This window comes from Streptomyces sp. ISL-98 (assembly GCF_018614055.1).
In the GTDB taxonomy this organism is placed as follows: Bacteria; Actinomycetota; Actinomycetes; order Streptomycetales; family Streptomycetaceae; genus Streptomyces; species Streptomyces spiramyceticus.
In genome coordinates, this window is record NZ_JAGGPB010000004.1 from 154,227 (window position 1) to 166,129 (window position 11,903).

General features: G+C 70.2%; 10 protein-coding genes and 1 pseudogene. 3 read left to right on the forward strand and 8 right to left on the reverse strand.

Annotated elements, in window-relative coordinates; translation table 11 throughout:
• Positions 1-915, forward strand: a complete 915-nt coding sequence (locus J7I98_RS03940; protein ID WP_214917472.1) for a metal ABC transporter permease — start codon at positions 1-3, stop codon at positions 913-915.
• A gap of 65 nt (positions 916-980) precedes the next feature.
• Positions 981-1,400 (forward strand): Fur family transcriptional regulator, encoded by a 420-nt coding sequence (locus tag J7I98_RS03945; protein ID WP_214917494.1) that lies wholly within the window; start codon positions 981-983, stop codon positions 1,398-1,400.
• A 72-nt stretch (positions 1,401-1,472) separates the two neighbouring features.
• On the opposite strand, the gene J7I98_RS03950 is transcribed toward J7I98_RS03945, so the two are convergent.
• From J7I98_RS03950 to recO, 3 genes are read right to left on the reverse strand one after another with little or no spacing between them, the layout of a single operon-like run.
• Positions 1,473-1,625 carry a hypothetical protein gene (locus J7I98_RS03950; RefSeq protein ID WP_214917510.1) on the reverse strand — a complete coding sequence of 51 codons (153 nt, stop codon included), beginning with the start codon at positions 1,623-1,625 and terminating at the stop codon, positions 1,473-1,475.
• A 49-nt stretch (positions 1,626-1,674) separates the two neighbouring features.
• Entirely contained in the window at positions 1,675-2,514 is an 840-nt protein-coding gene (locus J7I98_RS03955) for an isoprenyl transferase (protein WP_214917523.1), read from the reverse strand.
• A 20-nt stretch (positions 2,515-2,534) separates the two neighbouring features.
• The gene (gene recO / locus J7I98_RS03960; RefSeq protein ID WP_214917534.1) at positions 2,535-3,281 is read right to left on the reverse strand and encodes a DNA repair protein RecO; all 747 of its coding nucleotides are present in this window, start codon (positions 3,279-3,281) and stop codon (positions 2,535-2,537) included.
• Positions 3,282-3,456: 175 nt separating this feature from the next.
• Here recO and J7I98_RS03965 point away from each other — a divergent pair, with 175 nt between their 5' ends.
• Positions 3,457-4,827, forward strand: a complete 1,371-nt coding sequence (locus tag J7I98_RS03965) for an FAD-dependent oxidoreductase (protein WP_214917537.1) — start codon at positions 3,457-3,459, stop codon at positions 4,825-4,827.
• A 9-nt stretch (positions 4,828-4,836) separates the two neighbouring features.
• Here the strand turns inward: J7I98_RS03965 and J7I98_RS03970 are convergent, their stop codons facing one another.
• The 5 genes and pseudogenes from J7I98_RS03970 to leuA all read right to left on the reverse strand — a co-directional run bounded on the left by J7I98_RS03970 (position 4,837) and on the right by leuA (position 11,581).
• Complete coding sequence (locus J7I98_RS03970; protein ID WP_214917553.1) at positions 4,837-5,502, reverse strand: response regulator transcription factor; 666 nt, start codon at positions 5,500-5,502, stop codon at positions 4,837-4,839.
• A complete protein-coding gene (locus J7I98_RS03975; RefSeq protein ID WP_308377665.1) occupies positions 5,499-6,698 on the reverse strand; it encodes a histidine kinase in 1,200 nt (399 codons plus the stop codon). Before J7I98_RS03975 ends, J7I98_RS03970 begins: the two co-directional genes overlap by 4 nt.
• A gap of 4 nt (positions 6,699-6,702) precedes the next feature.
• A pseudogene (locus J7I98_RS03980) lies at positions 6,703-8,809 on the reverse strand (MMPL family transporter).
• A gap of 145 nt (positions 8,810-8,954) precedes the next feature.
• Complete coding sequence (locus J7I98_RS03985) at positions 8,955-9,650, reverse strand: TerB family tellurite resistance protein (RefSeq protein WP_214917556.1); 696 nt, start codon at positions 9,648-9,650, stop codon at positions 8,955-8,957.
• 170 nt (positions 9,651-9,820) lie between these two features.
• Positions 9,821-11,581: a 2-isopropylmalate synthase gene (leuA, locus tag J7I98_RS03990; protein WP_214917559.1), complete on the reverse strand. Its 1,761-nt coding sequence runs from the start codon at positions 11,579-11,581 to the stop codon at positions 9,821-9,823.
• Positions 11,582-11,903 lie beyond the last annotated feature (322 nt).

Consider the following 11,903-nt stretch of genomic DNA (forward strand, 5'->3'; position numbering starts at 1 on the left):
ATGGAAATCCTCGAAACAGCCTTCATGCAGCGGGCGTTGCTCGCCGCCGTCCTTGTCGGCATCACCGCCCCCGCCGTCGGCATCTACCTGGTGCAGCGCCGCCAGGCTCTGATGGGTGACGGCATCGGCCATGTCGCGATGACCGGTGTCGGCCTCGGATTCCTGCTGAACAGCAACCCGGTGTGGATGGCCACGCTCGTCTCGATCGTCGGCGCCGTCGCCATGGAACTGATCCGCTGGTACGGGCGCATGCGCGGCGACATGGCGCTGGCCATGCTCTTCTACGGCGGCATGGCGGGCGGTGTCCTGCTGATCAACCTCGCGCCGACCGGCTCCAACGCGAACCTCTCCTCGTACCTCTTCGGCTCGCTGGCGACCGTCTCGGACGAGGACGTCGTCGCGATCTCCCTCCTCGCCGCTTTTGTGATGCTGGTCACGGTCGGGCTGCGACGTCATCTGTTCGCGGTCAGCCAGGACGAGGAGTTCGCGCGGGTGACCGGGCTGCCGGTGCGCGCGCTGAATCTCCTGATCGCGGTCACCGCGGCCGTCACGGTCACCGTCGCGATGCGCGTCGTCGGCCTGCTGCTGGTGAGCGCGCTGATGGTGGTGCCGGTCGCGGCTGCGCAGCAGATCACCCGGTCCTTCAAGGTCACGTTCGTACTGGCCGTGGCCATCGGCACGGCTGTGACGCTGGCGGGCACGGTGACCTCGTACGAGTACGACGTACCGCCCGGCGCGACCATCGTCCTGCTGGCCATCGGTGTCTTCATCGTGCTGACCGCGCTGGCCACCCCGCTGGCGAGACGCCGGGCGCGGGCTCTGAGCGCGGCCGAGGCCGGGGCGGCGAGCGGCTGTAGCGTGGAGGCGAGCGGTCTGCCGGACACCCGGCGCCCCGCTGACGACGTCAAGGTCTGACCGGCCCTCGGTAACGACCTGGCAGAATGGCCCGACATACGTACGGGCGACCAGAGGAGGCACCTGTGACGACTGCGGGAACCCCAGCCCCGGTGCGTGGCCGGTCCACCCGGCAGCGGGCCGCAGTAGCGGCCGCGCTCGACGAGGTGGACGAGTTCCGCAGTGCGCAGGAGCTTCACGACATGCTCAAGCACCGCGGCGACTCGGTCGGGCTGACGACGGTCTACCGCACCTTGCAATCTCTCGCGGACGCGGGCGAAGTCGACGTACTGCGCACCAGTGAGGGTGAGTCGGTGTACCGCCGCTGCTCGTCCGGCGAGCACCATCACCACCTGGTGTGCCGGGTGTGCGGCAAGGCGGTCGAGGTCGAGGGCCCGGCCGTCGAGAAGTGGGCCGACGCGATCGCGGAGCAGCACGGTTACGTGAACGTGGCGCACACCGTGGAGATCTTCGGCACGTGCGCGGAGTGCGCGGCGAACGTCTGACGACGCGGTACGCGAGTGGGCCCGCACCGGACATCGGTGCGGGCCCACTGGCGTCCGGTCGCGGCGTCCCGATCAGAGCCGCCACACGTTCCGGTCGAGGATCGCCCGCGGCCGGTCTGTGCCGCCCGGCTCGCTCACGCCGCGCTTGGGCAGGACAAGGATGCCGACGGCGGTGGGCCGGTAGACCAGCTCCACCGCCTGCCCACCTATCTGTGCCTCTGCCATGGCCCCTCCCCCTGTACCGGTGGAATAGGCCATGAACGTAGGGCTCGGCTCAGGCGCCCGGCTCCGTGCCGCGCATCGCTTCCAGTTCCTCGTTCGGGATCGCCCCGCCGAAGCGGCGGTCGCGCTGGGCGAACTCCAGGCAAGCCCCCCACAGGTCGCGGCGGTCGAAGTCGGGCCACAGGACGTCCTGGAAGACCATCTCGGCGTAAGCGCTCTGCCAGATCAGGTAGTTGGACGTGCGCTGCTCGCCACTGGGACGTACGAAGAGGTCGACGTCCGGCATGTCCGGGTAGTACATGTACTTCGCGAAGGTCTTCTCATTGACCTTGGCCGGGTCGAGCTTGCCCGCCGCGACGTCCCGCGCGATCGCCTGCGCGGCGTCCGCGATCTCGGCGCGGCCGCCGTAGTTGACGCAGAAGTACAGCGTCATCGCGTCGTTGTTCTTGGTCTGCTCCTGGGCGACCTGGAGCTCCTGGACGACGGACTTCCACATCTTCGGCATCCGGCCGGTCCAGCGGATACGGATACCCAGCTCGTCCATCTCGTCGCGCCTGCGGCGGATGACGTCCCGGTTGAAGTTCATCAGGAAGCGCACCTCCTCGGGCGAGCGCTTCCAGTTCTCGGTGGAAAAGGCGTACAGGGAGAGGTTCTTGACGCCCATCTCGATGCAGCCCTTGAGCACGTCCAGGACGACGCCCTCGCCGACCTTGTGGCCCTCGGTGCGCGGCAGGCCGCGCTCCTTCGCCCAGCGGCCGTTGCCGTCCATGACGATCGCCACGTGCTCCGGCACCAGCTCACCGGGGATCTTCGGCGGGCGCGCACCGGACGGGTGCGGCTCCGGCGTCTTGTATTCGCGCCGGTTACGGCCCAGAATCCCGCGTCGTGCCATGAGCTTTCGTCTCCCTCAATTCACTTCTCTACGTACCGCAGCGAGCGCAGTCCGCGCTCCAAGTGCCAGTGCAGATACGCCGACACCAGCCCGCTGCCCTCCCTGACGTGCCTCGGCTCGCAGCGGTCCGCCGTCTCCCAGTCCCCCGTGAGCAGCGCGCTGAGCAGACCGACGGCCTCCGCCGAGGGTACGACGCTTCCGGGAACGCGGCAGTCGCCGCATATGACCCCGCCCGCCGCGACCGAAAAGAACCGGTTCGGTCCGTGCAGGCCGCACCTCGCGCAGTCCGTGAAGCTGGGCGCGTAGCCGTTGACGGCCAGCGAGCGCAGCAGGAAGGCGTCGAGGATGAGGTTCGGTGCGTGCTCGCCGCGGGCGAGGGTGCGCAGGGCGCCGACGAGCAGCAGATACTGCTGTACAGCGGGCTCGCCCTCGTGGTCGGTGAACCGCTCGGCGGTCTCCAGCATGGCCGTGCCCGCCGTGTAGCGGGCGTAGTCCGTGACGATGCCGCCGCCGTACGGAGCGATCGTCTCGCTCTGTGTGCACAGCGGCAGGCCGCGGCCGACGAGCTCGCTGCCGCGCGAGAAGAACTGCACGTCGACGTGCGAGAAGGGCTCCAGCCGCGCCCCGAACTTCGACTTGGTCCGCCGGACCCCGCGCGCGACGGCGCGTACGCGGCCGTGACCGCGAGTGAGCAGCGTGATGATGCGGTCCGCTTCACCCAGCTTCTGGGTGCGCAGGACGATGCCGTCATCACGGAACAGGCTCATACGTTCATTCTCCCGTACGCCGCCTGCGGGCCCGGCCGGGCAGTGTTTTTAGGGCCTCTTTGGGACGCCATAAGTCTCGCTTATGTGGTCATAGGTGGGGGCCAGGTACCTGAGCAGGCATTTCGTTTGACAGGGTGGCAGGCGAACAGCTGTCTCCGCTCGAAGGGAAACCCCCATGCCCCGCGCCCTGCGGATCGCGATAGTCGGTGCCGGCCCCGCCGGTATTTACGCCGCCGACGCCTTGCTGAAGTCCGAGGCGGCCTCCGATCCCGGGGTGTCCATCGACCTCTTCGAGCGGATGCCGGCGCCCTTCGGGCTGATCCGGTACGGCGTCGCGCCCGACCACCCCCGCATCAAGGGCATCATCACCGCCCTGCACCAGGTCCTGGACAAGCCGCAGATCCGCCTGTTCGGCAACGTCGACTACCCCTCCGACATCGGCCTGGACGATCTCCGCGCGTTCTACGACGCGGTGATCTTCTCCACCGGCGCGAGCGCCGACCGGGCGATGGACATCCCCGGCATCGAACTCGACGGCTCCTACGGGGCGGCCGACTTCGTCTCCTGGTACGACGGCCACCCGGACGTGCCGCGCACCTGGCCGCTGGAGGCCGAGAAGGTGGCCGTGCTGGGGGTCGGCAATGTCGCTCTGGACGTGGCCCGCATCCTCGCGAAGACCGCGGACGAGCTGCTGCCGACCGAGATCCCGCCGAATGTGTACGACGGGCTCGCCGCCAACAAGGCGCTCGAAGTGCACGTCTTCGGCCGGCGCGGTCCCGCGCAGGCCAAGTTCAGCCCCATGGAGCTGCGGGAGCTCGACCACTCCCCCAACATCGAGGTCATCGTCAACCCCGAGGACATCGACTACGACGACGGCAGCATCGCCACCCGCCGTGCCAACAAGCAGGCGGACATGGTGGCCAAGACGCTGGAGAACTGGGCGATCCGGGACATCGGCGACCGGCCCCACAAGCTGTTCCTGCACTTCTTCGAGTCGCCCACCGAGGTCATAGGCGAGGACGGCAAGGTCGTCGGGCTGCGTACCGAGCGGACCCAACTGGACGGCACGGGCAATGTCACCGGCACGGGCGAGACGCACACCTGGGACGTGCAGGCCGTCTACCGTGCGGTCGGCTACCTCTCCGACGAGCTCCCCAAGCTGCCCTTCGACTACGTGTCCGGAACCGTCCCGCACGAGGGCGGACGGGTCATCGAGGAGGGCGGCGAGCACCTTCGGTCGACGTACGTCACGGGCTGGATCAAGCGCGGCCCGATCGGCCTCATCGGCCACACCAAGGGCGACGCGAACGAGACGGTGGCCAACCTTCTGGAGGACCACGGCGCGGGCAGGCTGGACACCCCCGCCGCGCCCGCCGAGGAGGCCGTGACGGCCTTCCTGGAGGGCAAGGGCGTCGCGTACACGACATGGGAGGGCTGGCACCGCCTGGACAGCGCAGAGCGGGCGCTGGGCGCCGCCGAGGGCCGCGAGCGGGTCAAGATCGTCGACCGTGACGCGATGCTGCGGGCGTCCTCGGCCCAGGACTGAGCAGGGCGCTCAGGACTGAGCCGGGCGGACCAGGCCCGACTCGTAGGCGACGATCACGAGTTGGGCCCGGTCCCGGGCCCCGAGCTTGCCCATGATGCGACTGACGTGGGTCTTTGCGGTGAGCGGGCTGAGGCCGAGCGTCTCGGCGATTTCCGTGTTGTTCAGGCCGCGGGCGACCAGGGCGAGGACCTGGCACTCGCGGTCGGTCAGGCCGTCGGGGCCGCCGGTCGTCGGCGCGTCGGGGGTGGCGAGGACGCGGGCGATGAGCCGGGCCGTGGGGCCCGGGGAGAGCAGGGATTCGCCGGCAGCCACCGTGCGGATTGCGGCGAGGAGTTCGGCGGGCTTGATGTCCTTGACGAGGAAGCCGGACGCGCCCGCGCGCAGCGCCTCCAGGATGTGTTCATCGGTGTCGTACGTCGTGAGGACGAGGACCTTCACGCCCGCCAGGTCGTCGTCGGCGGCGATCAGGCGGGTCGCCTCGATGCCGTCCAGGCCGGGCATACGGACATCCATGAGGACGAGGTCGGCACGCTCGGAGCGGGCACGTTCGACGGCTTCGGCGCCGGTGCCGGCCTGGCCGACGACCTCCATGTCGCGGGCAGATTCGACGAGCATCGCGAACGAGGCCCGGACGAGGGTCTGGTCGTCGGCGAGAAGGACCCGGATCGGGCTCATGCAGTGGCCTCCTGCTGTCCGAGCGGCAGGACCGCCGCAACCTCGAAGCCGCCGCCTTCCCGGCGCGGCCCCGCCGCCAGTGTCCCGCCGACGCTACGGGCACGCTCGCGCATCCCGGCCAGCCCGTAGCCCGGACTGCCGTGGTCCGAGGGGCCGTTGCCCTCGTCGGTGACCGTGACGCCCAGCGCTCCGTCGTCCCGCGCCTCTACGCCCACCCGGATCCGTACGCCGGGGCCCGCGTGCCGTACCGCATTGGTGAGCGACTCCTGCACGATGCGGTACGCCGCCGCTGCCACCGCAGGGCGCACCTGCCCCGTCCGCACCGTCAGCTCCACCTCGGCGCCGGCCGTCTCCGCCGCCCGTACCAGGCCCGGGAGCGCGGCCAGGTCGGGCAGCGGACCGTCCCGGGTGGAGTCGGTCCGCAGCACCTCCAGCGTGGTCCTGAGCTCGCCGCGCGCCGAGCGGCAGGTCTCCGCGATGCCGTCCAACGCCTTGGCGACCGCCTCCCGGTCCAGCCGGTCGGGGTCGGCGACCAGGATGTGGGCCGCGACGGACGTCTGGACGCCGATCAGCGTGATGGAGTGCGCGAGCAGGTCGTGCAGGTCGCGGGCGATGCGCAGGCGCTCCTCGGCGACCCGGCGCGCGGCCTCCTCCTCGCGGGTGCGTTCCGCGCGCTCGGCCCGCTCCACGGTCGCGGCGATGTACCGCCGGTGGGTCCGCACGGCCACGCCGAGGACGATCACCGCCAGGATCCAGCCGGAGGTGCGCAGCAGTTCCAGGCCCTTGTGGGTGTTGAGGGTGAGCATCACCGAGACGGCGAAGGCGACGACGCCCGAGCCGATCAGCACGGTGCGCAGCGGCCTGCCGGTGACCGCCACGGTGTAGACGGCGAGGAGTGAGCCCGGGACGGGAGCGGCATGGTTGTAGTCGAGCCCGTGGTACGTGCCGACGGCCGCGACAACCAGCAGCAGTACGACCACGGGCCTGCGCCGCCGCCAGGCGAGCGGCACCGTAGCGGCGGCGAGCAGCGCCCAGCCGTACGCGTCGGGGCTGCGCCCGTCGTCGACCAGGAGCGCGAGCGCGACGGCGAGCGCACCGATCACGGCGCTGATCACCATGTCGGTGCGCTGCCGGTGCGGCGCTTGCGCGGGGTCCCGCCGCAGGGCGGCGAAAACCCGTTCGGACTTCAGGGGCACCCGCTCATCCTCCGGTACGGACCGGCTCTTCTGCCACGGCCTCGTCGGAAGCCGCCGCAGGCGCCGGGCTCCGGGACAGCGCGCCCGGCCACCACACCCGTCGGCCGAGCAGCAGGCTTGCGCTGGTCACCAGGTAGGTCCGTACGAGGAAGGTGTCGAGGAGTACACCGACCGCGACGACCGTACCCAGCTCGACCATCATCACCAGCGGCAGCGAGGCGAGGACCGCGAAGGTCGCGGCGAGCACGATGCCGGCCGAGGCGATGACTCCGCCCGTCGTGCGCAGCGCTGTCAGCGCGGCCTCGGCGGGCCGGGCGCCGCGCCGCCTCCTCGCGCATTCGGTGCATCAGGAAGATGCCGTAGTCGACGCCGAGTGCGACCAGGAAGACGAAGGAGAGCAGCGGGAGGCCGGGGTCGATGCCCTCGAAGCCGAAGAGCGGGCCGAAGACCAGGCCGCCGATGCCCATGGCCGCGCCCCAGACGACCACGACGGCGACGACGAGGAGAAGCGGGGCGACAAGGCTGCGCAGCAGGGCGGTGAGGATGAGCAGGACGGCGGCGAGGACGAGCGGAACGACGATCATGCGGTCCCTGGCGGTGGTCTCCTCCAGGTCGAGCTGCTGGGCGCTCGCCCCGCCGACGTACGCCCCTTCGAGACCGGCCCGCAGCCGCTCGATGGTGGCGGTCTCACCGGCCGACTCGGGGGCGTCCTCGGCGAAGACGGCGATCTCGGTCCAGCCTTCGCCGCTGCGGCCCTGCTCGGCTCCGGCGACGCCTTCGGTCGTACGGGCCGTGCTGAGCGCCTGCGCCGCCTCCTTCGTCGGCGCGAGGACATCGATGGGCCTGCTGCTGCGGTCGGGGTAGGCGTCGGCGAGGGTCGTCATGGCGGCGACCGATTCCGGGGCCTTGGTGAAGCTGTCCTCCTCCTTGAGCCCGCCGGGCAGGTTCAGCGCGCCGAGCGCGAGGGCGCCGAGCAGTGCCGTGCCGGTCGCCAGGACGGCGACCGGCCTGCGACCGGCCGAACTGCCCATGGAGGCAAAGAGGTTGCGACGGCGCTTGGGCTCGCTGCCGTACGCGGGGATCAGCGGCCAGAACACGCGCCGGCCGAGGAGGACGAGTACGGCGGGCAGCAGCGTCGTCATCGCGGCGAGCGCGCACACCACGCCCACAGCGCCGACCGGGCCGAGGCCGCGGCTGCTGTTCAGGTCGGCGGCGAGCAGGCACAGCAGCCCGGCGGCGACGGTGCCCGACGAGGCGAGGACGGCGGGGCCGCAGCCGCGCAGGGCGGCGCTCATGGCGTCGTACGGGTGGGGGACGCGGCGCAGTTCCTCGCGGTAGCGGGCGACGATCAGCAGGGCGTAGTCGGTGCCCGCGCCGAAGACGAGGACGGTCATGATGCCCGCGCTCTGGCTGGTGACCGTGAGGCCGAAGCCCTGGACGAGGCCGTAGACCACGGCCCGGGAGGCGAGGGCGGCGACGCCGACGACGACGAGCGGCACCAGCCACAGGAACGGGCTGCGGTAGGTGATGACCAGCAGTACGGCGACCACCAGTACCGTCGCCAGCATCAGCGTGGCGTCGATGGACCCGAAGACGGCCTCCAGGTCGGTCTGAAGGGCGCCGGACCCGCCGACTTCAACGCGCATCCCGTCGGCGCCGGTGACGGCCTCCCGTACCTCTTCGACGAAGGCCGTCCGCGCCTCCTCGTCCTGGCCCGGCTCCGATGTGGAGACCGGGTACATGAGCGTCGTGCCGTCCTTCGAGGGAAGCCCCTCAGGGCGGGCGGTCAGCCGGTGCTCCGCAGCGATCGCGTCGACCTGCCGCTGGGCGGCGGTGCGGTCTGCGGCGGTGAGCCCGCCGTCGCGCTGGTAGACGAGGACGAGATCGGTGGTCTCGCCGCCCGGCAGACGCTGCTGGAGCTTCTCGGCCTGCGTCGAATCGGCGCTCGCGGGAAGGTAGTCGACGGCCTGGTCGCGCTGTACGTCGCCGAGCTTTCCGGCGAAGGACAGGGCCACCGCGATCGCAACGGCCCAGAGGCCGATCACGGCCCAGGGCACGGCACGGCGGCGGCGTCGTTGGCGTTGTCGTATCGCTGTGTCTGCAGGCCCCATTGCGGGCCTCCCTCCTGGACGGGCTTCCGGTCTTCACCAGAGTCCCGTCGGAGGGAGGCCGATTCGTCGCGCGTACGGGCGAGATGAGTCCTACTGCCGGGGGCGGCAGGAGGGCTCCCTTACTCCCCCGGGAGTAGGCGGCGGATCAGGACGGCGTACGGGCGGCCGCCAGCAGCCGGGAGGTGTCGTCCGGGCAGATCAGCAGCGCGCCGCCGACGATCGTCAGTACCTCGCGTTCGGCCGGGCTGTACGGGCCGTCGGCGAGGGCGATGGCGGCGCCCTGCAGCAGGATGGATTCCCGGCCGGCGGGGGCGAGGTGCGGCGCGAGCGGTTCGAGCGCTTCGTGCAGCTCGATGGCGAGCGCCGCACCGCAGGGCTCGGCGGTCCCTTCGTACTGCCCGGGAAGGCGCCCGGTGTCGGCTGCGAGGGCCTCGATGAGGGCGGTCAGCTGGCCCTCGGTGCAGTCGTCGAAGCCCGCGGCGCGCACGGCGGCCACTGCGGTGAGTCTGACCGTACGGGAGGACGTGCCGCCCGCGGCGAGGACGGCGAGGGCCACGGTGTGGACGGCGTCGCGGAGCATCGCGGAGAAGCGGACGGTGGTGGGGTGGTCGAGTGCCTCGGTGCCGAAGTGGGTCTGGCAGGCGGCGCATTCGATGACCGGGCCCGCGTAACCGCGCGGCAGCAGCGGGACGCCGAGGACGGTGAAGCGCCTGCGTCCTGTCCGGCGGCGGAAATTGCGGTCTCCGCCGCAATCGGGACAGAAGAAGTCACCGTCGCCGACAGTATTCCAAGCGGTGCGAATGCCCCAAACGCATCGTTTCGGGCCTTGGGCCGGCACCACGTCGCACCTCCGTAACTCCCCCGTACGCTCGCGGCAACGCTGCCGCGTTGACGTGATGTTAGCCACATCAGTGATGCCGCGTCAGCACCCTGTCACTACATGAAGCGGCCCCGCCCACCTCCACGGGTGAACGGGGCCGGCAAAACCTCAGGTCAGGCCGGAATCCAGCTTTACTGGCGAGCAGCCCTGTTGACCGCGGAGACGACCGCCTTCAGCGATGCACGCGTGGTGTTGGCGTCGATGCCGATGCCCCACAGGACCTGTCCGTCGATCGCGCACTCGATGTACGAGGCGGCCTGCGCGGACGCGCCCTCGCTCATCGTGTGCTCCTGGTAGTCCAGCAGCCTCGCGTCCACGCCCACCGCACCCAGCGCCTCGAAGAAGGCCGAGATCGGACCGTTGCCGGAGCCGGTCAGCACGGTGTCCGTGCCGTCCACGACCGCCTCGACGGTCAGGGTGTCGGTGCCGTCCTTGTCCGTGGTCGTCTGGCCGGAGCGCAGCTGGATGCGTCCCCAGGCGTTCTCGGGGTTGGGCAGGTACTCGTCCTGGAAGACCGACCAGATCGCCTTGGGCGTGACTTCGCCGCCCTCGGCGTCCGTCTTGGCCTGGATGATCCGGGAGAACTCGATCTGCATGCGGCGCGGCAGGTCCAGCTTGTGGTCGTTCTTCAGGACGTACGCGATACCGCCCTTGCCGGACTGCGAGTTGACCCGGATGACCGCCTCGTACGAACGGCCCACGTCCTTCGGGTCGATCGGCAGGTACGGCACGGCCCACTCGATGTCGTCGACCGTCTTGCCTGCGGCGGCCGCCTGGGCCTCCATGGCGTCGAAGCCCTTCTTGATGGCGTCCTGGTGGGAGCCGGAGAAGGCGGTGTAGACCAGGTCGCCCGCGTAGGGGTGGCGCGGGTGGACCTCCATCTGGTTGCAGTACTCGCTGGTGCGGCGGATGTCGTCGATCTGCGAGAAGTCGATCTGCGGGTCGACGCCCTGGGAGAACAGGTTCATGCCCAGCGTCACCAGGTCGACGTTGCCGGTCCGCTCGCCCTGCCCGAACAGGCAGCCCTCGATGCGGTCGGCGCCCGCCATGATCGCCAGTTCGGCAGCGGCGACGGCGGTGCCGCGGTCGTTGTGCGGGTGCACGGACAGGCACACGTACTCACGGCGCGACAGGTTGCGGGACATCCACTCGAAGCGGTCCGCGTGCGTGGACGGCGTCGAACGCTCCACGGTGGCGGGCAGGTTGAGGATGATCTCGCGGCCCTCTTCCGGCTGCCAGACGTCCATGACGCCCTCGCAGACCTCCAGGGCGAAGTCCAGCTCCGTGTCGGTGAAGATCTCCGGGCTGTACTGGTAGCCGAAGATCGTCTCCGGGCCCAGCAGCTTCTCGGCGTACTCCACGACCAGCCGCGTACCGTCCACGGCGATCTGCTTGACCTGCTCCTTCGATCCGCGGAAGACGACCCGGCGGAAGGTGGGGGCGGTGGCGTTGTACAGGTGGACGGTGGCCCGGCGGGCGCCGACCAGCGACTCGACGGTGCGCTCGATCAGCTCCTCGCGCGCCTGCGTCAGGACGGAGATCGTCACGTCCTCGGGGATCGCGCCGTCTTCGATGATGGAGCGCACGAAGTTGAAGTCGGTCTCGCCGGAGGACGGGAAGCCGACCTCGATCTCCTTGTAGCCCATGCGCACGAGCAGGTCGAACATCTCGCGCTTGCGGGCGGGCGACATGGGGTCGATCAGAGCCTGGTTGCCGTCGCGCAGATCGGTGGACAGCCAGCGGGGGGCCTTGGTGATCCGGTTGTCCGGCCAGGTGCGGTCGGCGATGTCGACGGCCTCGTACGGGCCGTACTTGTGGATCGGCATCCCGGACGGCTTCTGCATCTGGGTGGCATTGGTGATCGGCGTCTTATTGCCAACGGTGATGGACATCTGCGTGGGGCTCCTCGGGATCCAGCGGGGAGGGGGTACCCCCTGCGCTCTGCAAGAGCTTGGGGGAGGCCGACTGTGTCGCTGCAGCACCAAATCCCGCGGGGAGGGGGTCGGCCTACAACTACAGGCCCTCGCCGCGGCAGCTAAGGAGAAGCAGCCCGAAACGCATGATGTGCCGCAGCCTAGCCCAGGGACGTCCAGAAAACCGGCCCCGTATCAGTATGCGGGATCACCCGCCATAACGGGCAAAGAGTGACGCTTCACTCGATTGCATCAATCATGGTCGCAGGTAGTGACAGTGGCATGACCCAGTGCCACATTG